The sequence below is a fragment of the Micromonospora sp. LZ37 genome (assembly GCF_059359015.1).
In genome coordinates this window covers 333370-357076 of record NZ_JCADBL010000005.1, presented here as the reverse complement: position 1 = coordinate 357076, position 23707 = coordinate 333370, and the positions used below count along the sequence as shown (strand labels likewise).

Annotated in this window: 25 protein-coding genes and 1 pseudogene; 6 read left to right on the top strand and 20 right to left on the bottom strand. The window is 74.3% G+C overall.

Going from position 1 to position 23707, the window contains the following annotated elements; translation table 11 throughout:
* Positions 1-41: 41 nt before the first annotated feature.
* The 8 genes from AC5L3Z_RS14185 to AC5L3Z_RS14150 form a co-directional block, all read right to left on the bottom strand.
* Positions 42-1139, bottom strand: coding sequence for a DivIVA domain-containing protein (locus AC5L3Z_RS14185; protein ID WP_494842156.1), 1098 nt, complete (start codon positions 1137-1139; stop codon positions 42-44).
* A gap of 21 nt (positions 1140-1160) precedes the next feature.
* Positions 1161-2312: a dual-specificity RNA methyltransferase RlmN gene (gene rlmN / locus AC5L3Z_RS14180; protein ID WP_334522966.1), complete on the bottom strand. Its 1152-nt coding sequence runs from the start codon at positions 2310-2312 to the stop codon at positions 1161-1163.
* A gap of 104 nt (positions 2313-2416) precedes the next feature.
* A complete protein-coding gene (locus AC5L3Z_RS14175; protein WP_494842197.1) occupies positions 2417-3736 on the bottom strand; it encodes a phosphatidate cytidylyltransferase in 1320 nt (439 codons plus the stop codon).
* A 310-nt stretch (positions 3737-4046) separates the two neighbouring features.
* The gene (gene frr / locus AC5L3Z_RS14170; RefSeq protein ID WP_334522963.1) at positions 4047-4604 is read right to left on the bottom strand and encodes a ribosome recycling factor; all 558 of its coding nucleotides are present in this window, start codon (positions 4602-4604) and stop codon (positions 4047-4049) included.
* A gap of 78 nt (positions 4605-4682) precedes the next feature.
* Positions 4683-5450, bottom strand: coding sequence for a UMP kinase (gene pyrH / locus AC5L3Z_RS14165; RefSeq protein ID WP_334522960.1), 768 nt, complete (start codon positions 5448-5450; stop codon positions 4683-4685).
* A gap of 161 nt (positions 5451-5611) precedes the next feature.
* A complete protein-coding gene (gene tsf / locus AC5L3Z_RS14160) occupies positions 5612-6439 on the bottom strand; it encodes a translation elongation factor Ts (RefSeq protein ID WP_334522957.1) in 828 nt (275 codons plus the stop codon).
* A gap of 140 nt (positions 6440-6579) precedes the next feature.
* Positions 6580-7455, bottom strand: a complete 876-nt coding sequence (gene rpsB / locus AC5L3Z_RS14155; RefSeq protein ID WP_494842154.1) for a 30S ribosomal protein S2 — start codon at positions 7453-7455, stop codon at positions 6580-6582.
* 284 nt (positions 7456-7739) lie between these two features.
* Entirely contained in the window at positions 7740-8675 is a 936-nt protein-coding gene (locus tag AC5L3Z_RS14150; protein WP_494842152.1) for a hypothetical protein, read from the bottom strand.
* A 204-nt stretch (positions 8676-8879) separates the two neighbouring features.
* Here AC5L3Z_RS14150 and AC5L3Z_RS14145 point away from each other — a divergent pair, with 204 nt between their 5' ends.
* From AC5L3Z_RS14145 to AC5L3Z_RS14135, 3 genes are read left to right on the top strand one after another with little or no spacing between them, the layout of a single operon-like run.
* Positions 8880-9239, top strand: coding sequence for a YraN family protein (locus AC5L3Z_RS14145; RefSeq protein ID WP_494842151.1), 360 nt, complete (start codon positions 8880-8882; stop codon positions 9237-9239).
* Between the two features lie 34 nt (positions 9240-9273).
* Positions 9274-10794 carry a YifB family Mg chelatase-like AAA ATPase gene (locus tag AC5L3Z_RS14140; protein WP_494842150.1) on the top strand — a complete coding sequence of 507 codons (1521 nt, stop codon included), beginning with the start codon at positions 9274-9276 and terminating at the stop codon, positions 10792-10794.
* On the top strand, positions 10791-11987 hold the full coding sequence (locus AC5L3Z_RS14135; RefSeq protein WP_494842148.1) for a DNA-processing protein DprA: 1197 nt from the start codon (positions 10791-10793) through the stop codon (positions 11985-11987). Before AC5L3Z_RS14140 ends, AC5L3Z_RS14135 begins: the two co-directional genes overlap by 4 nt.
* Before the next feature lie 56 nt (positions 11988-12043).
* Here the strand turns inward: AC5L3Z_RS14135 and AC5L3Z_RS14130 are convergent, their stop codons facing one another.
* Entirely contained in the window at positions 12044-12385 is a 342-nt protein-coding gene (locus AC5L3Z_RS14130) for a hypothetical protein (RefSeq protein WP_494842146.1), read from the bottom strand.
* Positions 12386-12836: 451 nt separating this feature from the next.
* Here AC5L3Z_RS14130 and AC5L3Z_RS14125 point away from each other — a divergent pair, with 451 nt between their 5' ends.
* Both AC5L3Z_RS14125 and AC5L3Z_RS14120 read left to right on the top strand, forming a co-directional pair.
* Complete coding sequence (locus tag AC5L3Z_RS14125; protein WP_494842195.1) at positions 12837-14039, top strand: tyrosine recombinase XerC; 1203 nt, start codon at positions 12837-12839, stop codon at positions 14037-14039.
* 66 nt (positions 14040-14105) lie between these two features.
* Positions 14106-15287 carry an aminotransferase class V-fold PLP-dependent enzyme gene (locus tag AC5L3Z_RS14120; RefSeq protein ID WP_494842145.1) on the top strand — a complete coding sequence of 394 codons (1182 nt, stop codon included), beginning with the start codon at positions 14106-14108 and terminating at the stop codon, positions 15285-15287.
* 255 nt (positions 15288-15542) lie between these two features.
* Here the strand turns inward: AC5L3Z_RS14120 and AC5L3Z_RS14115 are convergent.
* Positions 15543-16106, bottom strand: a pseudogene (locus AC5L3Z_RS14115) (murein hydrolase activator EnvC family protein); the annotation flags it as partial.
* Positions 16107-16302: 196 nt separating this feature from the next.
* Here AC5L3Z_RS14115 and AC5L3Z_RS14110 point away from each other — a divergent pair.
* Positions 16303-17409, top strand: a complete 1107-nt coding sequence (locus AC5L3Z_RS14110) for a sulfite oxidase (protein ID WP_494842144.1) — start codon at positions 16303-16305, stop codon at positions 17407-17409.
* A gap of 67 nt (positions 17410-17476) precedes the next feature.
* Here the strand turns inward: AC5L3Z_RS14110 and AC5L3Z_RS14105 are convergent, their stop codons facing one another.
* The 10 genes from AC5L3Z_RS14105 to rpsP all read right to left on the bottom strand — a co-directional run bounded on the left by AC5L3Z_RS14105 (position 17477) and on the right by rpsP (position 23421).
* Positions 17477-17800 (bottom strand): DUF2469 domain-containing protein, encoded by a 324-nt coding sequence (locus AC5L3Z_RS14105; RefSeq protein WP_011905215.1) that lies wholly within the window; start codon positions 17798-17800, stop codon positions 17477-17479.
* Positions 17797-18609 (bottom strand): ribonuclease HII, encoded by an 813-nt coding sequence (locus tag AC5L3Z_RS14100; protein ID WP_494842143.1) that lies wholly within the window; start codon positions 18607-18609, stop codon positions 17797-17799. Before AC5L3Z_RS14100 ends, AC5L3Z_RS14105 begins: the two co-directional genes overlap by 4 nt.
* Positions 18603-19088 carry an NUDIX hydrolase gene (locus tag AC5L3Z_RS14095; RefSeq protein ID WP_494842141.1) on the bottom strand — a complete coding sequence of 162 codons (486 nt, stop codon included), beginning with the start codon at positions 19086-19088 and terminating at the stop codon, positions 18603-18605. Before AC5L3Z_RS14095 ends, AC5L3Z_RS14100 begins: the two co-directional genes overlap by 7 nt.
* 57 nt (positions 19089-19145) lie before the next feature.
* On the bottom strand, positions 19146-19778 hold the full coding sequence (lepB, locus tag AC5L3Z_RS14090; RefSeq protein WP_334522933.1) for a signal peptidase I: 633 nt from the start codon (positions 19776-19778) through the stop codon (positions 19146-19148).
* Complete coding sequence (lepB, locus tag AC5L3Z_RS14085; RefSeq protein ID WP_494842140.1) at positions 19775-20665, bottom strand: signal peptidase I; 891 nt, start codon at positions 20663-20665, stop codon at positions 19775-19777. The genes lepB (AC5L3Z_RS14090) and lepB (AC5L3Z_RS14085) overlap by 4 nt, the downstream gene beginning before the upstream one ends.
* Positions 20666-20858: 193 nt before the next feature.
* Positions 20859-21215, bottom strand: coding sequence for a 50S ribosomal protein L19 (rplS, locus tag AC5L3Z_RS14080; RefSeq protein WP_030335223.1), 357 nt, complete (start codon positions 21213-21215; stop codon positions 20859-20861).
* 144 nt (positions 21216-21359) lie between these two features.
* Positions 21360-22148 (bottom strand): tRNA (guanosine(37)-N1)-methyltransferase TrmD, encoded by a 789-nt coding sequence (gene trmD, locus AC5L3Z_RS14075; RefSeq protein WP_494842138.1) that lies wholly within the window; start codon positions 22146-22148, stop codon positions 21360-21362.
* Positions 22149-22164: 16 nt separating this feature from the next.
* Complete coding sequence (rimM, locus tag AC5L3Z_RS14070) at positions 22165-22719, bottom strand: ribosome maturation factor RimM (RefSeq protein ID WP_494842193.1); 555 nt, start codon at positions 22717-22719, stop codon at positions 22165-22167.
* A 2-nt stretch (positions 22720-22721) separates the two neighbouring features.
* Positions 22722-22982 (bottom strand): RNA-binding protein, encoded by a 261-nt coding sequence (locus tag AC5L3Z_RS14065; protein WP_172862164.1) that lies wholly within the window; start codon positions 22980-22982, stop codon positions 22722-22724.
* Positions 22957-23421, bottom strand: coding sequence for a 30S ribosomal protein S16 (rpsP, locus tag AC5L3Z_RS14060; protein WP_334613294.1), 465 nt, complete (start codon positions 23419-23421; stop codon positions 22957-22959). Before rpsP ends, AC5L3Z_RS14065 begins: the two co-directional genes overlap by 26 nt.
* Between the last annotated feature and the right edge of the window lie 286 nt (positions 23422-23707).

Here is a 23707-nt window from a genome sequence, read left to right as displayed (position 1 = left end):
CGGGGGTGGGCCCTTCGTCACATCGGTCCTCGTCGCGCCGGTCAGCGGCCGAAGAGAATGTCCTGCACGTCCTTGAGCGCGGCGTCGACCTCGGCCTCGAAGTAGCCGCCCTGCACCAGGCCGAAGCGCAGGGTGTCCAGGTCCTTCGGGTTCACCGGCATCGGGTTGCGGCCCTGCATGCCGCCCAGCAGGGTCTCGAAGAACCGGTCCACCTGGTCCGGGTCGTACCCGCTGCCGAACCGGCGCACCTGGAAGCTGCGGCGGATCTGGTCGACCCGGTAGAGGTCGCTGCCGGGCGGACCGGCCATCGGCGGACCCACCATCGGGGGACCACCGACCGGCGGACCGGCCACGGCGGGCGGACCGGCCATCGGCGGGCCACCGAAACCCTGCTGGGGCGGCGCGGGCGGCGGGCCGGCCGGACCGCGGCCCCGCATGTCGCGCAGTTCCCGCTCGGGCATCCGGATCTCGGCCGTCATGTCGGTACGCCCGTGCCGGCCGGCCTCGAAGCCGTCGAACCGCGGCTCCTCCTGGCCGTACCCGGACGGCTCCTGGCCGTACCCGGACGGACCGGCGGGCAGGCCGCGCGGCGGCGGGCCGCCGTGACCCATGCCGCCGGGACCCATCGGGCCCGGGCCGGGGCCACCGGGGCCGGGGCCGGCCGGACCGCGCGGGGCGTCGTACCCGCCGCGGGGAGCGTCGTACCCGCCGCTGAAGGCGCCGGTGGGCTCGTCGTACCGGTTGCCGTAGGGGTTCGGCGGTCCGGCCTGGGCCGGCATCGCGCGCGGCGGCATCGGCTGCGGAACGGGCGAGAGCCCCCGGGGGTCGTCCCGCATGGGGGGCGGACCGAGCCGGTCGGCCGACCCCCGCAGGTCGCCGCTGCGCCCGAGGCCGCCCCGCTCCTCCAGCTCGGCCAGCTGCCGCTCGACCCGGTCCAGGTGCAGGTCGACCTGCCACTCGTCGTAGCCGTTGAACCGGACGCGGAAGACGACGTCGTGGACCTCCTGGGAGGCCACGGGCGCGCCGACCGGCTGGCCGGCGAGCGTCGCCTCGACCCGGTCCAGGAAGGCGTCCACCTCGTCGACCTTGTATCCCCGGCGGAGCGCCTTTCGCCGGAAACGCTGACCCTGACTCGCCACTATGTCTCCTGGTCTCGTTCGCTACGCCCGGTCACGCCCGCGCGGCGCGTCGGTGTCCCTGTCCGCGGCGGCAGCCAACTGCCCGCACGCACCGTCGATCTCGCGCCCCCGGGTGTCGCGCACCGTGGTGGACACCCCGGCCTCGCGCAGCCGCCGGACGAACTCCCGCTCGACCGGCTTGGAACTCGCGTCCCAGCGGCTGCCGGGTGTCGGGTTGAGCGGGATGAGGTTCACGTGGGCCAACCTGCCGGCCAGCAGCCGCCCGAGCAGGTCCGCCCGCCACGGCTGGTCGTTCACGTCCTTGATCATCGCGTACTCGATCGACACGCGGCGTCCCGTCCGGGCCGCGTAGTCCCATGCTGCGTCCAGCACCTCGGCTACCTTCCAGCGCTGGTTGACCGGCACGAGTTCGTCGCGCAGATCATCATCGGGCGCGTGCAGCGACAGCGCAAGGGTCACTGAGAGGTCTTCGCTGGCCAGTCGGCGGATGGCCGGAACCAGGCCGACCGTGGAAACGGTGATGTGCCGCTGCGACAGGCCGAGCCCCTCCGGGGCCGGCGCGACCAGCCGACGGATCGCGGCGATCACCCGCGAGTAGTTGGCCAGCGGCTCGCCCATGCCCATGAAGACGACGTGCGACAGCCGTGGCGGCGAGCCGGCCACCGCACCCGAGGCGGCGACGCCGGCGAGGTAGACCGCCTGGTCGACGATCTCGGCGGTGGAGAGGTTGCGGGTCAGGCCGGCCTGACCGGTGGCGCAGAACGGGCACGCCATGCCGCAGCCGGCCTGGCTGGAGATGCAGACGGTCACCCGGTCGGGGTAACCCATCAGCACGCTCTCCACCAGCGAGCCGTCGTGCAGCCGCCAGAGGGCCTTGCGGGTGGCGCCGTCGTCGCAGGCCAGCTCGCGTACCGGGTTGAGCAGCGTGGGCAGCAGCGCCCCCGCGAGCCGCTCCCGGGTGGCCGCCGGCAGGTCGGTCATCAGCTCCGGGTCGCGCACCAGCCGGCCGAAGTAGTGGTGGGACACCTGCTTGGCGCGAAAGGCGGGCTCCCCCAGCTCGGTCGCGAGCGCCTGCCGGCCCGGCAGGTCCAGGTCGGCGAGGTGGCGGGGCGGCATCGAGGGTCGGCGCCCGGCGGCGTCAGGGTCTACGGGGATCAGCGGCAGGCTCGTCATGGCGCGTCCAGTCTGACACGCCCGCACCGGGAAGTACCTGGCCGGAGGGCCCGAATCGCCCCCCACCGGGCGGACCACGCGGACGACGGGGCGTGATTCATGCCTCAGCCCACCACCGGCACGAAGACCGCCAGCAGCAGATACGCGGTCGGCACGGCGAAGAGGATCGAGTCGAGCCGGTCCATCAGGCCGCCGTGCCCGGGCAGCAGGTTGCTCATGTCCTTCACGCCGAGATCCCGCTTGATCATCGACTCGGCGAGGTCGCCGAGCACGGCCGCGCCGGAGACCGCGACCCCGAACAGCGCACCCCACCAGGGCGGCACGTCGAAGAGCAGCCAGATCAGCAGGGCGCTGCCGGCCGCCGCCGCGCCGACCGAACCGGCGAAGCCCTCCCAGGACTTCTTCGGGCTGATCGACGGGGCCATCGGGTGCTTGCCGAAGGACACCCCGGCGGCGTACCCGCCGGTGTCGGAGAGCACCACCGCGACCAGGGTCGCCAGCACCCGCAGGTGCCCGTCGTCGGGCACCGCCGCGAGCAGCGCGGCGAACCCGCCGAGGAACGGCACGTAGACCGCGATCAGGGTGGCGGCGGTGAGGTCCCGCTGGAAACCGGCGGGACCGTCACCGAGCCGCCAGATCATCGTGCCGAGCACGGTGACCAGCAGCCCCAGGCTGAGCGCGTCCGGACCGGCGAACCAGGCCAGCCCGACGGTGAGCACGCCACCGGCGAGCAGCGGCACCAGCGGCGGGTGGGCGCCACTGCGGCGTACCGCGCGGGCCATCTCCCAGATGCCGACGCCGATCGCGGCGGCCACAACGGCGAGGAACGCCGGCCGGTAGAAGAAGAGCGGAACCAGGATCAGCGCGCCGAGCCCGAGGCCCACCCCGATGGCGGCGGGCAGGTTGCGACCGGCCCGGCTGGGCGCCGACTGGCCGGTGGCCGGCCGGTCCGCGCCGGCCCGGCGTCGGCCGCGCCGCCGGCCCGAGGGCCGCTGCGGCTCGGGCTCCGGCTCCGGGCGCACCGGGGGGAACTGCGAGGTCGGCAGGTCGTCGTCGCGCACCGGCGGGAGCGAGGAGGTGGGTACGTCGTCGTCGCGCACCGGCCAGGCGGGGCCGGGCGGGTCGTACCGGTCCTCGCGGTGCCCGTCGTAGCGGGCGCCGCGGTCGGTGTCGTGGCGGTCGGCGTCGTCGCGCGGGTCGCGGCGGCCGTCGCCCGGCCCGCCGTACGGGTCGCCGACGGGCTCGTCGTGGTGGACGTGCGGCCGGGGACGGGCCTGCGGCCCGGCGTACAGGTCGGCGCCGGACTGCCGGCTCCACGGGCCGGCGGGCTCGACGTCGCGCTCGGGCCAGGGCAGCGCGGGTGGGCGCTCGGGGCGGTCCCAGCCGCGAGGCTCAGGGCTGCCGTAGGGGTCGGGGTGGGACATCACGCACCGAGCGGAAACGGTGCGAGTGCCGCCACATGACGCAAGACCAAAGCCATCCCCTACACGCGTGACGTCCGTCGGTTGACCGGCCCGACGGCCGGCCGATCCCCGCCGTTCACCGCGCGGTGGCCGGGAATCGTGCCGAGCCTACTGCACGGGCCCGTCGGGGGCGGCGGACGAGCCCCGCCGGCACCCCGGCCGGCCCGGTGTCGGCGCACCACCTGCCGCCGACGCGCGAACGGAACGAGGCCCGCTCCCCGGGCAGGGGGCGGGCCTCGTGTCGTCTCGACGGGACGTCCCGTCCGGGCGACTACACCTCGAGCAGCTCGGACTCCTTGTGCTTGACCAGCTCGTCGATGGTGGCGACGAAGCGCTGGGTCAGGTCGTCCAGCTCCTTCTCGGCGCGCCGACCCTCGTCCTCGCCGGCCTCGCCGTCCTTGACGATCCGGTCCAGCTCTTCCTTGCCCTTGCGGCGGATGTTGCGGACGGCCACCTTGGCCTCCTCACCCTTGTGCCGGGCCACCTTGATCATCTCGCGGCGGCGCTCCTCGGTCATCTGCGGGAGCAGGATGCGCAGCTGGTTGCCCTCGTTGTTCGGGTTGACGCCGAGGTCGGAGTCGCGGATCGCCTTTTCCATGGCGTTGATCTGCGAGTTGTCGTACGGCTTGATGATCACCATGCGCGGCTCGGGGACGCCGACGGATGCCATCTGGGGCAGCGGAGTGGGCGTGCCGTAGTAGTCGATGATGACCTTGGAGAACATGGCGGCGTTGGCGCGACCGGTGCGGATGGCGCCGAACTCCTCCTTGGCGTGCTCGACCGCACGCTCCATCTTCTCCTCGGCCTCGAGGAGGGTGTCGTCGATCACCGGTCTCCTCGCCTCCTTCTGTGCTCGTCGTGGCTGTGCTGGTGTCGGGCCGGAGGACCGCCACCTCCGGCGGGGCGCTCAGGCGGTGATCAGGGTGCCGATCTTCTCACCGCCGACCGCCCGGACGATCGTGTCGTCGCCCTGCGCGCCGAAGACGAGCATCGGCAGGCCGTTCTCCATGCAGAGGCTGAACGCCGCCGCGTCGGCCACCCGAAGGTTGCGGCGCAGCACCTCGGAGAAGGTGATCGAGTCCAGCTTGCTGGCGGTCGGGTCGATCCGGGGATCCGCGGTGTAGACCGCGTCCACCCCGTTCTTGCTCATCAGCACCACGTCGGCGCGGATCTCCAGCGCGCGCTGGGCCGCGACGGTGTCGGTGGAGAAGTACGGCATCCCGGCGCCCGCGCCGAAGATCACCACGCGGCCCTTCTCCAGGTGCCGGATGGCGCGCAGCGGGATGTACGGCTCGGCGACCTGGGCCATCGTGATCGCGCTCTGCACCCGCGTCTCGATGCCCTCCTTCTCCAGGAAGTCCTGGAGGGCGAGGCAGTTCATCACCGTGCCGAGCATGCCCATGTAGTCGGCCCGGGCCCGGTCCATGCCGCGCTTCTGCAACTCCGCGCCGCGGAAGAAGTTGCCGCCGCCGACCACCACGGAGACCTGCACCCCACGGCGGACCACGGTGGCGATCTGCCGGGCGATGCCCTGTACGACGTCCGGGTCGACGCCGATCGCGCCACCGCCGAAGACCTCACCGGAGAGCTTCAGCACCACCCGGCGGGCCCGCCCCGGCGGTGGCGCCGTCGGGTCGTCCGCCTCCAGGCTCCGGTCACTCACAACCTGCGTCATCCGCCCCGCCCTTCCCGCGCACGTCGTCCGCGCCGCGTACCGCGTACCTGCCGTTGCCGACCCTATGTGACGAGGAGGCCGCGGTGCCTGTCACGTACACCGGCGGCCTCCTCGTCGACGTTCAATGCCCGCCGGGCGCGTCACGCGCCCGGTCCGGCGGCTCAGGCCTGGCCGACCTCGAACCGCACGAAGCGGGTCACCTCGATGCCGGCCTCGGCCAGCATCTGCTTCACGGTCTTCTTGTTGTCGGCGACCGACGACTGCTCGACCAGGACGTAGTCCTTGAAGAACGCGTTGACCCGGCCCTCGACGATCTTCGGCAGCGCCGCCTCGGGCTTGTTCTCCTCGCGGGCGGTCTGCTCGGCGATACGCCGCTCGGACTCGACGACGTCGGCCGGCACCTCGTCGCGGGTCAGGTACTTCGGCCGCATCGCGGCGATCTGCATGGCGACCCCACGGGCGTCGGCGTCGCCGGCCTCGTCGGTCTTGCCCGAGTACTCCACCAGCACACCGACGGCCGGGGGCAGGTCCTGGCTCTTGCGGTGCAGGTAGACGGCGGTGTTGCCGTCCAGCTTGGCGAAGCGGTTGAGCACCAGCTTCTCGCCGATCTTGGCGGACTGCTCCTGGATCAGGTCGGCGACCGGCTTGCCGTCGATCGAGCTGGCCAGCAGCTCCTCGGCGGTGCCGACGCCGCTGCGCTCGCCGTGCTCGACCAGCTGCTGGGCCAGCGCGATGAAGGCGTCGTTCTTGGCGACGAAGTCGGTCTCGCAGTTGAGCTCGAGCAGCGCCTTGCCGGAGTGGGCGACCAGGCCGTTCGCGGCGGTCCGGCCGGCGCGCTTGCCGACGTCCTTGGCGCCCTTGACGCGCAGGATCTCGATGGCCTTGTCGAAGTCGCCCTCGGCCTCGGTCAGCGCCTTCTTGGAGTCCATCATGCCGGCGCCGGTGAGGTCGCGGAGCTTCTTGACGTCCGCGGCGGTGAAGTTGGACATGACTCTCTCTTCGGTGTTGGAGACTGCGGTGAGTTGGTCTGAGGTGCCGGTTACCCGGATCAGGACCGGATGTGCCCGGCGTACCCGCCGCGTCCCCACCGTCGGAGAAGAACCGGACGATGGGGACGCGACGGTTGCGGTCACTCCGCGGCGACAGCCGCCGGCTGCTCGGCCTGCGCCGGCTCAGCCTGCGCCGGCTCGGCCTGCGCCGGCTGCTCGTCGGCCTTCTTCGGCTCCTCGAGCAGCTCGCGCTCCCACTCGGCCAGCGGCTCGTCGGCGCCGACCTGGCCCGGCTCCGGCTTCTCGTCGGTGCCCCGACGACGGCCCGAACGGGCGATCAGACCGTCGGCGACGGCGGCGGCCACGACCCGGGTCAGCAGCTCGGCCGAGCGGATCGCGTCGTCGTTGCCCGGGATCGGGAAGTCGACCTCGTCCGGGTCGCAGTTGGTGTCCAGCACCGCGATCACCGGGATGCCCAGCTTGCGGGCCTCGTCGACGGCGATGTGCTCCTTCTTGGTGTCGACCACCCAGATCGCGGCCGGGAGCTTCTGCATGTCCCGCAGACCACCGAGGGTCTTGGTGAGCTTGGTCTTCTCGCGGAAGAGCTGCAGGGTCTCCTTCTTGGTGTAACCCGCGGCGGTGCCGGTCAGGTCACCCAGGGCCTCCAGCTCCTTCATCCGCTGAAGGCGCTTGTACACCGTCTGGAAGTTGGTCAGCATGCCACCGAGCCAGCGGTGGTTGACGTACGGCTGGCCGACCCGGGTCGCCTGCTCGGAGATGGCCTCCTGCGCCTGCTTCTTCGTGCCGACGAAGAGGATGCTGCCGCCCTCGGCCACCGTGTTGCGCACGAAGTCGTACGCCTTCTCGATGTAGTCGAGGGTCTGGCGCAGGTCGATGATGTAGATGCCGTTGCGCTCCGTCATGATGAAGCGCTTCATCTTCGGGTTCCAGCGCCGGGTCTGGTGCCCGAAGTGGACACCGCTCTCCAGCAGCTGACGCATGGTCACGACGGCCATGGGGGTACTCCTCAAGATCCCTGGTTGTCACGCCCGACCGGTGGCCGGGCGTCCTGGCGCCTGGTCGCCGGCCATGGTGGGCCCGACCAAGATCGGGACCAGGGAGGCCGTCGCCCCACGATGAACCGTGGAGAGGGCGCGCGAGGTCGACCGCACGAGGCGGTCGCCAGTCGCCCAGTGTACGCCCCTTCCCCGCCCGTCCACCCCCGGGTGCGAGGAAGTGCGCTGGTCGTACCTTCCGCGCGGCGAGGGGCCCGGCCGGCCGCCGCGTCGGGGGCTCCGGGTCAGCCGGCGGCGAGCGCGGCGGCGACGAAAAGGACCAGACCGACGGTCAGGTAGGCCGTCGGCGGGCGCAGCCAGCCCCGCGCCCCGTCGGCCATCGCCAGACCACCGGTGCGCAGCCCGTACAGGCCGGCGGCGAAGATCGGCAGCCCGGTGACGAGGAAGGTGCCCACGACGACGTGGGACGCCGGCACCGGGTCGGCGGTCAGGCCGTGCACCAGCACCCGCAGCGCCGGGAGTTCGAAGACCAGGACCAACAGCCCCAGGAGTACGGCGAGGGCCGGCCGCCGGGTCCGGTAGACGCCGTCGGAGGGGACGGCACCCGCCCGGTACGTCCCGTCCGGGCCGGGCATTCCGTCCGGGCGGGGCACCACCGGGACCATCGGACCGGTCGGCATCTCCAGCGGATGGGCCGGCTCGGCGGGCCGGCTCGGCTCGACGATCGGGTAGCCGCCCAGCGGGGCCGGTCGGGTCGGCTCGGACCGGTCCGCGCCGCCGGTGAGCGGGCCGGCGCCGGACGCGCCGAGCGGGTCGGCGTCGGCGAGCGGGCCGGCGCCGGTGGTGGAGAGGCGGTCGGCGGCGGACTGCCGGGCCGCCCGTCGGCCCGGGCGGTCGGTGGGCAGCTCGCCGGAGACGTCCGGATCATCGGGTTCGGCGCGACGCGAGCGGGCCGGGCGGTATCCCTCCGGATCGGCCGGGGAGCCACCCAACGGGTCGCCCGTCCCGAAGCGTCCCGAATCGCCGTACCGGCCGCCGCCTCCGGCGGTGTCGCCGTAGCGACCCTCCTCGGCGACGCGCTGGTCCGGAATCCGGAAGTCGTCGTCGCCGAAGCGGGACTCGGGCGCGCCCCGCCACTCCGGCTCGTCATACCCGCGCTCCCGTCCGGCGGGGTACCAGCGCGACTCCTGATCATCGGGATAGCTCCGTCGTGCGTCCACGCCGGCACCGTATGCGACCCGCCCCGGCCGGCGCCATTCGCGCCGGTCGGTGACCGGGCGGCCCGCGTCGCGGCCCGGGTCGTCCGGGCGTCCGCATAGCACAGGAGCGGGATGATCGTCCGGTCGTCCACAGGCCGTCCCGTCATCCACAGCCGGGCCGTCGGGGACGACACGGCGGGCCGGTGACCGCCCACCCTGGCCGGCATGACGAAGCGGAACCAGGCCGTCGGCGCGTACGGCGAGCGGTGCGCCGTACGGCACCTGATCGGAGCCGGGCTGCGCCCGGTGGCCCGCAACTGGCGCTGCCGGGACGGCGAGATCGACATCATCGCCTGGGACGGCCCGGTGCTCGCCTTCTGTGAGGTGAAGACCCGGCGCACCGAGGGCTACGGCAGCCCGGCCGAGGCGGTCGTCCCGGCCAAGGCCCGCCGGCTGCGCGGCCTGGCCGCCCGCTGGCTGGCCGAGACCGGCACCACCGCCGACGAGGTGCGCTTCGACGTCCTGTCGGTCCGGCTGCCCACCGCCGGCCCGGCCCGGGTCGAGCACCTCAAGGGGGCGTTCTGATGACCGGCCGGACCGCGACCCGGGAGGTGGCCCGGTGAGCTACGCCAAGGTGCTCTGCGTCGGGCTGGTCGGGGTCACCGGCCACCTCGTCGAGGTCGAGGCCGACCTCGCGTCGGGGCTGCCGGCGGTGGTCATCTCCGGGCTGCCCGACACCGCGCTGCACGAGGCACGGGACCGGGTCCGGGCCGCCATCGTCAACTCGGGCCAGCACTGGCCCAACCGTCGGATCACCCTCAACCTGCTGCCGGCGACGATGCCCAAGTACGGCTCGGCCTTCGACCTGGCCATCGCGGCGGCGGTGCTCGGCGGCTCCGGCGAGCTGCCGCTCGCCCCGCTCGAGGGCGTGGTCGTCCTCGGGGAGCTGGGGCTGGACGGGACGGTCCGCCCGGTGCGGGGAGTGCTGCCGATGGTCGCGGCGGCCGCACGGGCCGGCCGCGACCGGGTGGTCGTACCGGTGGAGAACGCCGCCGAGGCGGCGGTCATCCCGGGCGTCCGGGTCCGGGCCGTGGACACGCTGCACCGGCTGGTCGCCTTCGTCCGGGACGGCGCTCCCCTGCTCGAACCCCCCACCGCCGCACCCCCCGTGGCCGGTGCCGGCCCCGACCTGGCCGACGTGGCCGGGCAGGGTCTCGGCCGGCGCGCCCTGGAGGTGGCCGCCGCCGGCGGGCACCACCTGGCCCTGCTGGGGCCGCCCGGCGCGGGCAAGACCATGCTCGCCGAGCGACTCCCCTCGATCCTGCCCGAGCTGGACGACGACGCCGCGCTGGAGGTGACCGCGCTGCACTCGATCGCGGGGCTGCTGCCGCCCGGCGGCCGGCTGCTGCGCCGGCCGCCGTTCCAGGCGCCGCACCACACCGCGACCGTGCCCTCCCTGGTCGGGGGCGGGTCCGGCCTGGCCCGACCGGGGGCCGTCTCACTCGCCCACCGGGGCGTGTTGTTTCTGGACGAAGCCCCCGAATTCGGCAAGGGCGCCCTGGAGGCGCTGCGGCAGCCGCTGGAACACGGCCGGATCCAGCTCACCCGCAGCGGGGGCGGGACGGAATATCCGGCCCGGTCCCAGCTGGTGCTGGCGGCCAATCCCTGCCCGTGCGCCAAGCCGGCCGGCGACGCGTACTGCGAGTGCAGCCCGCTGACCCGGCGGCGCTATCTCGGGCGGATCTCCGGGCCGTTGCTGGACCGGATCGATGTGCAGGTGAAGCTGCTGCCGGTCCGGGCCGCGGAGCTGATGGACACCGCCGGGGCCGCCGAGTCGTCGGCGACCGTGGCGGCCCGGGTGGCGGCGGCCCGACGGGCGGCGGCCGACCGCTGGGTTCCGGTCGGCCGCAAGCTCAACGCCGAGATTCCCGGCCCGGACCTGCGCCGCCCGCCGTGGCGGCTGCCGGCCCGGGACACCGCGGAGCTGCGCGGCCGGCTGGACTCCGGCGCGATCTCCGCCCGGGGCTTCGACCGGATCATCCGGCTGGCCTGGACGATCGCCGACCTGGACGGCCGGGACCGGCCCCACCGGGAGGACGTCCGGGAGGCCACCCAACTCAGGACGGGGGAAGGGGCATGAGCAACCGGGAGGAACGACTGCTGGCGCGGGTGGCGCTGACCTGGCTCGCCGAACCGGGCACCTGGTCGGTCCACCGGCTGGTCGCGCAGCACGGCCCGGTCGCGGCGCTGGACCTGCTGCTCGACGGCGGGGCGCCGGACGGGAAGTTGCGGGGCGTGGTGGCCGCCCGGGTGGCCGGCGGGGACGCCCGGGCCGCGGCGGCGGACGCGGTGGCGCGCACCGAGCGGCTCGGCGCCCGGATCCTGACCCCGGACGACGAGGAGTGGCCGGGCCGCCTCGACGACCTGAGCCGGCTGGTGCTGCCGGGGACGAGTCGCCGGGTCGACCTGGAGACCGCCCCTCCCCTGTGCTTCTGGGTGCGCGGCGGGTGGCCGCTCGGCGAGGCGCTGGACCGCTCGGTCGCGGTGGTCGGCGCCCGGGCCGCCACCGGCTACGGCGTCCACCTGGCCACCGAGTTCGGGTACGGGCTGGCGGAACGGGACTGGACGGTCGTCTCGGGCGGCGCGTTCGGCATCGACGCGGCGGCGCACCGGGGCGCGCTGACCGCCGGCGGGGTGACCGTGGCGGTGCTCGCCTGCGGGGTGGACCGGCCCTACCCGATGGGCAACGCGGCCCTGTTCGACCGGATCGCCGAGACCGGGCTGCTGGTCAGCGAGTGGATGCCGGGCGCCGAGCCGCTGCGGCCGAGGTTCCTGATCCGGAACCGGGTGATCGCCGCCGCCACCCGGGGGACGGTGCTGGTCGAGGCGTCCGCGCGCAGCGGCGCGACGCAGACGGTGAACCGGGCGCTCGCCATGGGCCGGCCGGCCATGGTGGTGCCCGGCCCGGTCACCTCGGCCATGTCGGTCGGTGCGCACGAGGTGCTGCGGGAGCAGGCGTACGCCCGGCTGGTGACCGGGGTGCCGCACGTGCTGGAGGAGGTGGGCCGGATCGGGGCGGACCTGGCCCCGCCGGTGCGGGGGCCGGACCGGCCGGGCGACCTGCTCGACGACGAGGCGACGCTGGTGCTGGAGTCGCTGCCGCGCCGCGGCGTGCTCGGCGTCGACGCGCTCGCCGCCCGCGCCGGCGTGGACGTCCGCACCGCGATGCGCAAACTCTCGCTGCTGGAGGAGCTGGCGATGGTGGTCCGTCGGGACGGCGGCTACGCCCTGGGCGTCGCGGCCTCCGGCCGCCGGCCGGCACCACCACGGTGACCCGCCCACCGACCGCGGTCGCCGCACCGACGGCGGCGGCCCGCCCGGCGCGGCGGTCAGTCGCCCTCGAAGCGGATCTCCAGATCGCGTTCGCGCGCGCAGCGCTGGACGAGCCGCACCACCCGTTGCACCTGCGTCACCTCGGTGGGCGTCCGGGCGATCTCGGCCAGGCAGCCGAGCTCGGCCAGCAGCCGCGGGGCCTGCTCCGGGCCGACCAGCAGCTCACCGAGCGGGTCCACCCGGTCCAGCACGGGGGTACGCCCACCGCCCCGGACCCGCGCGAGCAGGTCGAGCAGCACGTCCTCGCGGTCGGGTACCAGCTGGGCGGCCACGACGGACGGCCGGCCACGACCCGGTCCGCCGCCCACCTGTCGGTAGAGGACCACATCCACCCCCACGGTCGGCCCCTCCTCCCGTCGGCGCGTCCCGCGCCGGAGCACCGACGACGGCACACCCCGTCCCGTGTCCATTTTCACCGCTCGCGGCCTCGTCGACCAGCATGGACGGCGCGTCGAACTGTCCCGTCGGTCAGCAGCCGCGGACGTGCCGCCCCGGCAGCGCCGCCGCGCCCACCGGGCGGCGCGCGCCTACCCGTGCACGACACGGCCGCCGACCGGCGAGCCCCCCGTTTGCGGTGGGCCAGCCCCAGTTGCGGCATGTCGCGGTGTCCGGGCGGCGGGATACCGCGACACGCCGCAAATGGGCTGGGGCGGCACACCGCTGGAACCCTCACCCGGCGGCACGCGCCTACGCTGAGGGGATGCCGGTGGGAAGTCAGCGGGTACGGGGGTCGTGGTGACGGCGGCGCGACACTCCACCCGGGCGTCCCACGAGGCGCTGCCGCCCGCCATGCGGGAGGCGGTGGACGACTTCGCCGACCACCTGGCGCGGGTCCGCAACCGCTCCGCCCACACCGTGCGGGCCTACGTGGCGGACCTCGTATCGCTCCTCGACCACGCCGTCCGGACGGGCTGCGCCGAACCGGCCGCGCTGGACCTGGCGGTGCTGCGCAGCTGGCTGGCGAAGCAGCGGACGCTCGGCGCGGCCCGCACCTCGCTGGCGCGTCGGGCCGCGTCGGCGCGCACGTTCAGCGCCTGGGCGCACCGGGCCGGACTGCTGCCGGTCGACGTCGCGGCGGCGCTCGCCAGCCCCCGGGCGCACCGGGAGCTGCCCACCGTGCTCCGCGCCGACCAGGCCGCCGCGCTGGTCGAAGCCCCGGTGCGGGCGGCGACGAGCGGCACACCCCGCCGGACCGACGCACCGCCCGCCCCGGACACCCCGGGTGGGCCCACCGCCCCAGCACCGCCGGCCCCGGGTGGGCCCACCGCCGCAGCACCGCCGGTCCCGGGTGGCCCCGCCGCCGCAGCACCGCCGGCCCCGGGTGGCCCCACCGCCGCAGCACCGCCGGCCCCGGACACCGGGGGCGGGAACGCCGCCGCCCCGTCGGCCTCAGCCGACCGGAAGGCGGCGATACCCGGCCAGGGCGGCGAACCGCCGTTCACCGAGGGCACCCCGAGCGCGGCGTCCGTCCAGGGGGCGGGCGATGACCCGGTGCGGCTGCGCGACCGGGTGCTGCTCGAACTGCTCTACGGCACCGGGGTGCGGGTCAGTGAGGCGTGCGGCCTGGACATCGCCGACGTCGACCACGGGCGTCGGGTGGTCCGGGTCCTCGGCAAGGGAGGCCGGGAACGCTCGGTGCCGTACGGGGTGCCGGCGCAGCGAGCCATCGACGAGTGGTTGCGGTCGGGCCGCCCGGCGTTGGCCGCCCCCGGCTCCGGGGACGCGCTACTGCTCGGGGCCCGGGGCGGCCGGCTCAACCCGACCACCGCCCGCCGGATCGTCGCCGGGTACGCCGAGTCCCTCGGTCTGCCCCGGGTCAGCCCGCACGGGCTGCGCCACTCGGCGGCCACCCACCTGCTGGAGGGCGGGGCAGACCTGCGCGCCGTGCAGGAGCTGCTGGGCCACTCCTCGCTGGGCAGCACCCAGATCTACACGCACGTCTCCGTCGAGCGCCTGCGGGCCGCGTACCGACAGGCCCATCCGCGCGCCTGACCGACCGACCACCGCCCAGGTGGGCGAAGCGGCAGCCGGTGATCCATCAGCGGATACGATCACCGGGTGACCGTCGCCCGGCCGCCCGAGCCGATTCCCGGGGCTCGACTGCTCTTCTCGCTGGACCCGTCGGTCAGCCATCTCAACCACGGCTCGTTCGGTGCGGTGCCGATCGGCGTGCAGCGGGCCCAGCAGCGGTTGCGCGACGAGATGGAGGCCAACCCGCTGCGCTTCTTCACCCAGGGGCTGGCCGACCGGATCACCCACACGCGGCGGCACCTGGCCACGTTCCTCGGCGCCGACCCGGACGGCACCGCCCTGGTCGGCAACGCCACCACCGGGGTGGCGGTGGTCCTCCAGTCGCTCGGGCTGCGCCCCGGCGACGAGGTGCTCAGCACCGACCACGGGTACGGCGCGGTGGGCTTCGGCATCGCGCGGGAGTGCCGCCGCACCGGCGCGGTCTCCCGCACCCTGCGGGTGCCGCTGGACGCCACCGACGAGGAAATCGTCGAGATCGTCCGTACCGGCCTGCGCCCGGGCCGGACCCGGCTGCTCGTCGTGGACCATCTCACCTCGGCCACCGCCCGGCTCTTCCCGGTGGCGGCGATCGTCGGGCTGGCCCACGAGCGGGGCGTGCCGGTGCTGGTGGACGCCGCGCACGTACCCGGCATGCTGCCGGTCGAGGTGGGCGCCGTCGGCGCGGACTTCTGGGTGGGCAACCTGCACAAGTGGGGGTACGCGCCGCGCGGCACCGCCGTGCTGGTGGTGGCCCCGCCGTGGCGGGAGCGGATCGAACCGCTGGTGGTCTCGTGGGAACAGGAGGCCGGTTTCCCGGGCAACGTCGAGTGGCAGGCCACCCTCGACTACACGGGCTGGCTGAGCGCCCCCCTCGGGCTGTACACGCTGCGCAGCCTGGGCGTCGACCGGGTGCGGGCGCACAACGCGGCGCTGGCCGCGTACGGGCAGCGGGTGGTGGGGGACGCGCTCGGGGTGACGCCGGCCGACCTGCCGCACCCGGGCGGGCCGACGGTCGCCATGCGGATCGTCCCGCTGCCACCGGGCGTCGCCACCACCCTGGACGCCGCCCGGGCGCTGCGGACCCGGATCGCCGAGCGGCTCGCCGCCGAGGTGGCCGTGATGACCTGGGACGGACGCGGCTGGTTGCGGCTCTGCGGCCAGGTCTACAACACCCCCGACGAGTACGAGCGGCTGGCGGTGCGGCTGCCGACGCTGCTCGCCCAGCGCTGACCCGGACGGCCTCCCGCGCCGCCCGCACCGGCAGGCGACCGACCCGGCGGAACGGCCGGAGCCGTCGCCCGGACCGCCGACGGCGGGTGCCGGACTGCCGACCGCGGCCAGACGCCCATCGTCGCCCGGCGGCCCGGCCACGGCCGGGCGCGCCCGCTCACCGTCGCGCGCCGACGGATCGACGCCGTCGGTGAACGGGGATGACCGATGCAACGGACCGGCGGCCGGGGCGGGGCCCACGCCGGGAGGCGGGTCGTCCACCGGGAGGAGCCGGACCGGCCCGGCTCCGAGCAGCGCCAGCGGGTCGAGGTAGTCGACGCCCCGCCGAAGCCCCCAGTGCAGGCAGGCCGGCGCGGCACAGCCGGGATGGCCGGCCAGCAGGTCGCCGAGCGGGGTGCCCGCGACGACCGGGTCGCCGGCGCGTACCCCGGGTCGGACCGGCTCGTAGGTGGTCCGCAGGCCCGCGGCGTGCCCGACGGTGACCACCGGGCGGCCGGCGACTAGGCCGGCGAAGAGCACCGATCCGGGTCCGGCCGCACGGACGGTGGCCCCCGCCGTCGCGGCCAGGTCGACCCCTCGGTGGCCGGGCAGCCAGGGGCGCGGCGGCGGGTCGAAGCGGCGCACCGGGCGGGGTGTGCCGTCGAGCGGCCAGCGGAACCTGGGCACCGACCCGGGCGCTGCACCGATGCCGACCGCCGACGCCGGTGGCGTGGCGGCGACCGCCGGCTCGGCAGCGTTTCCCAGGTGGACCGCCACGGCCGGAGTCAGGACGAGGGCGACGGCACACCCGGCCGTCACCCGTCGCGATGCTCTGCGCATGCCCGGAGCGTGCCGCGGCCGGTGCCCCCGGACCAGTGCCGCGCCCTCCGCTGTGGACAACGGGGGCACCTGTGGAAAACGCCCGCGATCGGAGTCGATCTGCTAAGCGTCACTGTCTAGGCTGTCAGCACGGCGGTCCGGCAGGTCGGTGCCGACCCCGTCGACCACCACGACGAGGCGGGGACCGGGAGGCGTCATGACCAGCGTGGACGGGGTGAGCCGGCCGTCCCGGGTCGCCGGGCCGGACGAGGCGATCAGCGTCGAGGAGCTCCAACTGGCCGCCCGCAACCACGGCATCCCGCTGGAAGCGCTGCGCTACGACGTCACCCCGGCCGGCCTGCACTACCTGCTCATCCACTACGACATCCCGGACACCGACCCGGCCACCCACACGCTGACCGTCGACGGGGCGGTCCGGGTGCCGATGGTCCTCGGGCTGGACGACCTGCGCACGCGTCCCCGGGTGACCCGGCGGGTGACGCTGGAGTGCGCCGGCAACGGCCGGGCGCTGCTGCGCCCCCGCCCGGTCAGCCAGCCCTGGCTGGTCGAGGCGGTGGGCAACGCCGAGTGGACCGGCACGCCCCTGGCGCCGTTGCTGCGGGAGGCGGGCATCTCCCCGGACGCGCTGGAGGTGGTCTTCACCGGCGCCGACCACGGCGTCGAGCGCGGCGTCGAGCAGGACTACCAGCGGGCCCTGCCGGTCGCCGACGCGCTCCGCGAGGAGGTGCTGCTGGCGTACGAGATGAACGGCGCTCCCCTGCTGCCGCAGCACGGCGCCCCGCTGCGGCTGATCGTCCCCGGCTGGTACGGCATGGCGCACGTCAAGTGGCTGCGGAGCATCACGGTGCTCACCGAGGCGTTCGACGGGTACCAGAACGCGGTGGCCTACCGGCTGAAGCGGGACGCCGACGACCCCGGCGTGCCGGTGACCCGGATCGAGCCGCGCGCCCTGGTCCGCCCGCCCGGGTTCCCGGACTTCATGACGCGGACCCGGGTGCTGCGGCCCGGAGCGTGCACGGTGGACGGTCGAGCGTGGTCCGGGCACGCCCCGGTGACCTCGGTAGAGGTGACCACCGACGGTGGGGCGAGCTGGGCGCCGGCCACTCTGGACCGCGCGGACGGCGGGGACTGGTCCTGGCGGCGCTGGCGGTACGAGTGGACGGCGCAGCCGGGGCGGTACGTGCTGGGGGCCCGGGCGACCGACGCGTCGGGGCGTACCCAGCCGGTGGAGCAGCCGTGGAACCGGGGCGGCTTCGCCAACAACCTGGTTCAGCGGGTCGAGGTCGTGGTGCTCGCGCAGTGAACCGCCGGGCGCGGTCGGGGGCCCACCGGCGGGTGGGGGCGCCGCCGGGACGGGGGAGGATGGCCGGTCAGCTACCGAAGCCGGAGTCGGCGGGCAGCGAGATGTCCGGCTTCTCCAACTCCTCGACGTTGACGTCCTTGAACGTCATCACCCGGACGTTCTTGACGAACCGGGCAGGACGGTACATGTCCCACACCCAGGCGTCGTGCATCTCGACCTCGAAGTAGACCTCGCCGTCGGAGTTGCGCACGTGCAGGTCGACCTGGTTGGCCAGGTAGAAGCGGCGTTCCGTCTCCACCACGTAGGAGAACTGGCGGACAATGTCGCGGTACTCCCGGTAGAGCTGCAGCTCCATCTCGGTCTCGTACTTCTCGAGATCTTCCGCGCTCATCGCACTCCGCCTTCCATGACCACATCTTCCCCCACCGGCGCCGGAGGTCGAGGCTGCTCGCCCAACGCCACGCCGACGGTACCCCCTGACGCGCCCGAGCGCTCCATCGGCTTCCAGGCGGGCCCGCCGACCGGTCGCCGGGACCGGGGCGGGGTGCCCTCCCGGCCCGAGACGGCCGCCACGTTCACGTACGAGAAGCGGTGTTCCAGGCAGGGCCCCCGCTCGCGCAGCGCCTCGGTGTGCTCCGGGGTGATGTACCCCTTGTGCTCGGCGAAGCCGTAGCCCGGATAGCGGCCGTCCAGCTCCACCATGATCCGGTCCCGGGTGACCTTGGCCAGCACGCTCGCCGCGGCGACGCAGGCGGCGACCCGGTCGCCCTTCCACACCGCCAGCCCCGGCACGTCCAGGCCGTCGACGCCGAAGCCGTCGGTCAGCACGTACTCCGGCCGGGTGGTGAGCGACGCCAGCGCCCGGCGCATCGCGGCCAGGTTGCACACGTGCAGCCCCCGGGCGTCGACCTCCTCGGCCGGGATGACCACCACCGCGTACGCCAGCGCCCGCTCGACCACCTCGGCGTACACCCGTTCCCGGCTGGCCGGGGTGAGCAGCTTGGAGTCGGCCAGCCCGTCGATCTCGCCCCGCCGCCCCTCGGGCAGCACGGCGGCGGCGGCGACCAGCGGCCCGGCGCAGGCGCCCCGACCGGCCTCGTCGGCGCCGGCGACGTGCCGGAAGCCCCGCCGTTGCAAGGCCCGTTCCAGCGCGTACAGCCCAGCGTCGCGGCGCACCACCGTGCGCGGGGGCGTCAGCACGACGCCCGCCCGGCGGTGGCGTCGGCGCCGGCGAGCGCCCGGGTCAGCACCGCGGGCAGCTCCGCCGGGTAGTACCGGTCGCCGCTGGCCGCCAGCTCCTCCGGCGACCACCAGCGGTGACCGGAGACGCTGGCCCGTTCGAGGTCGGTGAAGCCGGCGGTGTCCACCTCCCAGGCGGGCACCCGCACCAGGAAGAACTGCTGTTCCTGCCGGTACCCCACGCCGTCGAAGGTGAACTCGATCGTCTCGGCCCAGACCGGCTCGCCGAGCGCGGCCGGGTCGAGCCGGAGCCCGGTCTCCTCGGCCAGCTCACGGGCGGCGCCCTGGGCCGGGGTCTCCCCCGGGTCGAGGCCGCCACCCGGGGTGAGCCAGTACCGGTGGTCGGGGCGGGCCGGGTCCGTGCCGTCGAAGAGCAGCACCCGGCCGGCCGCGTCGACGAGCAGTACGCGGGCCGCGCGGCGCGGGGTGTAGACGGTCACCGCCCCAGCCTGCCAGACGCAGGCGACGAACGACCACGCCCGGGCCGCCCTCTTACGTCACGGGTTGGGGATGTCGTCGAACTGCTCCGGGACGCTGAGCCAGGTGGCCCGGTCGACCGGCCAGAACACGGTGAAGGCCCGCCCCACCACCTGGTCCTCGGGGATGGTGGCGTTGTCGATGTCGCGACCGGACTGCTGCCAGTGCTCCAGCGAGTCGCCGGAGGCGGAGCGGTGGTCACCCATCACCCAGAGCCGCCCGGGCGGCACGGTGATGTCGAACTCCTGGTCGGCCGGCTTGTCCCGCTGGCCGTCGGCGGAGAAGAGGTACGGCTCGTCGAGCGGCTTGCCGTTGATCACCAGCCGGTCCGCGTCGCAGCAGACCACGTGGTCGCCGCCGACCCCGATCACCCGCTTGATGAAGTCCTCGCCGTCCGGGTTGCCGCTCCACTCGGTCGGCGCCTTGAACACCACCACCTCGCCGCGGTGCGGCGAGCGGAAGTCGTACACCAGCTTGTTGACCAGCACCCGATCGTCGATCATGAGGGTGTTCTCCATCGACGGGGACGGGATGAAGAAGGTCTGCAGCACGAAGGCGCGAACCAGCACCGCCACCAGGATCGCCACGCCGAGGAGGATCGGCAGTTCCTTCCAGAAGGAGCTGCGCGGCTTGTCGGTCTGCTCGTCAATCACGGGAGGAGCCTACGTTGCCGGGCCCGGACCGACCGTCCGGAACGCGCGACAACGGTGATCAGCGTCGTGACCGGCAGGACGAGGGCGATACCGCCCACCGGGGCGGGGGCGGGCGCGGGCGGGGCGGGCGGGGTGGCGGAGGCCACGGCGGGACGGGAGAGCTGGGCGAAGGTCTCCGGGACCGACAGCGGGGCCCACCGCGAGGAGGGCCACACCACCATGAAGGCCCGCCCGACCACGTTGTCGATCGGCACCGGGCCCTGACAGCGGGCGTCCTGCGAGACCAGCCGGTGGTCACCCATCACGAAGATCTGGCCGGACGGCACGACCACCTCCTCGAAGCGCCGGGACCGGCACTCCTTCGGGTTCGGCGGCACCTCCAGCGGCGAGTCGCGGACCACGTACGGCTCGTCCAGGGGGATGCCGTTGACCAGGACCCGCCCCTGGTCGTCGCAGCACCTGACCCGGTCACCGGGGACCCCGATCACCCGCTTGATGAAGTCCTTCTCGCCGGGCCGGCTGACCCCGACCAGGTCACCCAGGGTCCGGCTCGTCCGGCCGACGATGCCGGCCGGCGGCGCCGGGCTCTCCTGGGCGATCCACCGGTCGGTGCCCCGGAAGACCACCACCTCACCGCGCACCGGGTCCCGCACGTCGTAGACGACCTTGTTGACCAGCACCCGGTCGCCGATGAGGAGGGTGTCCTCCATCGAGCCGGAGGGGATGAAGAAGGCCTGGAGCAGGAAGGTGCGGATCAACACCGCGAGGCAGAAGGCGACGACGAGGAGCAGCGGCAGCTCCTGCCAGAGGGGCATCTGCCGGCGGCCGCGCCGGACCCGACGACGCCACGGATCGACTGCGCCGTCCTCGTCAAGCACCTGCACCACGCCACTCTCCGGTCCGCAGAAACGACACTACCGCCCGGGAGCCTCGACGAGGCTCCACGGGCGGTAGTGGACAATCGCATCGCCGTCGACTGCCGTCGCGGCGTCGCTGCCCTGCTGCGCCCGTACCGACCAGGGTAGTGCGATCCGGTCGATACGACATCCGCGCAGCTCAGGCGGCGTGGCGAGCGGGAAGTCAGCTGGGCTGCTTCTCCCGCTTCTCCTTGATCTTGGCCTTCTTGCCGCGCAGCTCACGCAGGTAGTAGAGCTTGGCGCGACGCACGTCACCGCGGGTCACGACCTCGATGCGGTCGATGCCCGGGCCGTTGAGCGGGTAGGTCCGCTCGACGCCGACACCGAAGCTGACCTTGCGGACCGAGAAGGTCTCGCGCAGACCGTCACCCTGGCGGCGGATGACGACGCCCTGGAAGATCTGGACACGGGACCGGTTGCCCTCGACGACCCGCGCGTGCACCTTGACGGTGTCACCGGCACGGAAGTCGGGGAGGTCGGTCCGCTTCGACTGGGCGTCAAGGGCGTCCAGGATGTTCATCGCTGCGTCCTCGTGAGGCTCACGGCGCACCGTCAGTCGGTGCGCGGATGGGTGATTCTGATCCCCGGGTGGTGGTCGGCGGGCCGACCCCCGGTCGGGGATCCTCGCAGCCACCCGCGGGCGCGGGCGGATGCGGCAACCCCTCTACTTTGCCACATCCCCCGGTGGCAGCTGAAATCCGGCCCGGCCCAACGCGGCGACGTCCCGTTTGTCCAGGCTGTCCGGGGGCAGCGCGGCGATCATGTCCGGCCGGCGGCCGGCGGTGCGGGCCAGCGCCTCGTCCCGGCGCCACCGCGCGATCCGGCCGTGGTCACCGGAGCGGAGCACCTCCGGCACCTCGTGCCCGCGCCAGTTCGCCGGCTTGGTGTACATCGGGGCCTCCAGCAGGCCGTGCGCGTGCGACTCCTCGTCCAGCGAGCCGGCGTTGCCGAGCACCCCGGGCAGCAGCCGGGTGACCGCCTCCAGGATCACCAGCACCGCGACCTCGCCGCCGAAGAGCACGTAGTCACCGAGGGAGACCTCGGTGACCCGCATCCGGGTCGCGGCGTGGTCCAGCACCCGCTGGTCGATGCCCTCGTACCGGCCGCAGGCGAAGAGCAGGTGCGACTCCGCGGCCAACTCGTGCGCCATCGCCTGGGTGAAGGGGACGCCGGCCGGCGAGGGGACCAGCAGCCGGGGCAGGGTGTGGCCGTCCGGGCTCAGCTCGTCGGGGGCGAGGGCGTCGAGCGCCTCGCCCCACGGCTCCGGCCGCATCACCATGCCCGGGCCGCCGCCGTAGGGCGTGTCGTCGACCGTGCGGTGCACGTCGTGGGTCCAGCTCCGCAGATCGTGTACGGCCAGCCGGATCGTCCCGTTCTCCCGGGCCCGACCGATCAGCGACAGGTCGAGCGGGGCGAAGTACTCGGGGAAGATCGACACGATGTCGACGCGCATGAGGGGTCGCTCCGGGTCAGAGATCGAGCAGACCGGCCGGTGGGTCGACCACGACGCGACCGCCGGCGAGGTCCACCTCGGGAACGATCGCCTTGACGAAGGGGATCAGCGCGATACGCCCCTCGGGGCGGCGCAGCACCAGCAGGTCCGACGAGGGCGCGTGGTCGATCCGGGCCACCTCGCCCAGCCGCTCTCCGGAGGGGGTGACCACGGCGAGCCCGACCAGCTGGTGGTCGTGGAACTCCTCCGGGTCCTCCGGCGGCGCCACGTCGGCGCTGTCCACCGTGAGCAGGGTGCCGCGCAGCGCCTCGGCGACGTCCCGTTCCAGGATGCCCTCGAAGGCCACCAGCATCCGCCCCTGGTGCCAGCGGGCGGACTCGATCACCAGTTCCTCGGGGACGCGGAAGGGCACGCCGGGACCGGCGGCCGGGTTGGCGGGGGGCGTCGCCCCCGGCTCGGTCCCTAGGACCGTGCCGGGGGCGAACCGCGCCTCGGGCTCGTCGGTCCGCACCTCCACGGTGACCTCACCGCGGATCCCGTGCGGTTTGCCGATCCTGCCGACGATGAGCAGCATCAGTACGAGTCGACGATGTCGACGCGTACGCCGCGTCCACCGATGGAGCCGATCACCTGGCGCAGCGCCTTGGCGGTCCGGCCGGACCGCCCGATCACCGTGCCGAGGTCCTCGGGGTGCACGCGGACCTCGAGCCGCTTGCCCCGACGGGAATCGACCATCCGGACCCGGACGTCGTCCGGGTGGTCGACGATGCCCTTGACCAGGTGCTCCAGCGCGGGACGCAGTGGCATGTCAGGCCTGCTCACCGGCGTCGGCAGCAGCGGCCGGGGCCTCGGCCGGAGCCTCGGTCTTCGGCGCCTCGGTCTCGGCCTTGGCGGCCTTCTTGGCCGGCTTGGCCGGGGTCTCCGGGGCCAGGCCGGCGGCGGCCTTCGCCTCGGCCTCGTACGCCGCCTTGCGGTCGGCCCGCTCGGGGGCGACCTTCAGCGGCGGCGGGGCCGGCAGGCCCTTGTACTTCTGCCAGTCGCCGGTCAGCTCCAGCAGACGCTGCACCGCCTCGCTCGGCTGCGCGCCGACGGAGAGCCAGTACTGGACCCGCTCCGACTTGACCTCGATCACCGAAGGGTCCTCCTTCGGCTGGTACACGCCCACGAACTCGATCGCGCGACCGTCACGCTTGGTGCGCGAGTCGGCGACGACGATGCGGTACTGCGGGTTGCGGATCTTGCCCATCCGCAGGAGCCGGATCTTTACGGCCACAGTTGTTTCGCTCCTGTTGCGATCTCACCGGCCCGGTACGGGCGGTGCACGGGTGAGCGCCGACCGGCACAGTGGGGTTGTGCCGGAGACTGCTCGGTGGACTGGCGACGTGCCCGGGTTAGAGGGCGCCGGACACACGCCGGATACCAGCCAACCATTCTGCCAGATGGCCCACCGATCTCTCACACCGGACGGTCATGCCGACCCGCGCGGCGGCCCCACGTGACGGACGTCACTCACCTCCCGGGTCGGCGAGGGCCGGCCGGACGAGGGCGGTGGTGCGGGC

What these genes read in the sequence shown, in the direction of transcription:
- trmD (WP_494842138.1), bottom strand. Translation starts at nt 22,148, where the DNA reads ATGCGCGTCGACATCGTGTCGATCTTCCCCGAGTACTTCGCCCCGCTC.
- tsf (WP_334522957.1), bottom strand. Translation starts at nt 6,439, where the DNA reads ATGTCCAACTTCACCGCCGCGGACGTCAAGAAGCTCCGCGACCTCACC.
- AC5L3Z_RS14105 (WP_011905215.1), bottom strand. Translation starts at nt 17,800, where the DNA reads ATGAGCGCGGAAGATCTCGAGAAGTACGAGACCGAGATGGAGCTGCAG.
- rpsB (WP_494842154.1), bottom strand. Translation starts at nt 7,455, where the DNA reads ATGGCCGTCGTGACCATGCGTCAGCTGCTGGAGAGCGGTGTCCACTTC.
- AC5L3Z_RS14125 (WP_494842195.1), top strand. Translation starts at nt 12,837, where the DNA reads ATGCGGGAGGCGGTGGACGACTTCGCCGACCACCTGGCGCGGGTCCGC.
- pyrH (WP_334522960.1), bottom strand. Translation starts at nt 5,450, where the DNA reads ATGACGCAGGTTGTGAGTGACCGGAGCCTGGAGGCGGACGACCCGACG.
- AC5L3Z_RS14175 (WP_494842197.1), bottom strand. Translation starts at nt 3,736, where the DNA reads ATGTCCCACCCCGACCCCTACGGCAGCCCTGAGCCTCGCGGCTGGGAC.
- AC5L3Z_RS14145 (WP_494842151.1), top strand. Translation starts at nt 8,880, where the DNA reads ATGACGAAGCGGAACCAGGCCGTCGGCGCGTACGGCGAGCGGTGCGCC.
- rlmN (WP_334522966.1), bottom strand. Translation starts at nt 2,312, where the DNA reads ATGACGAGCCTGCCGCTGATCCCCGTAGACCCTGACGCCGCCGGGCGC.
- rplS (WP_030335223.1), bottom strand. Translation starts at nt 21,215, where the DNA reads ATGAACATCCTGGACGCCCTTGACGCCCAGTCGAAGCGGACCGACCTC.
- AC5L3Z_RS14110 (WP_494842144.1), top strand. Translation starts at nt 16,303, where the DNA reads ATGACCAGCGTGGACGGGGTGAGCCGGCCGTCCCGGGTCGCCGGGCCG.
- AC5L3Z_RS14135 (WP_494842148.1), top strand. Translation starts at nt 10,791, where the DNA reads ATGAGCAACCGGGAGGAACGACTGCTGGCGCGGGTGGCGCTGACCTGG.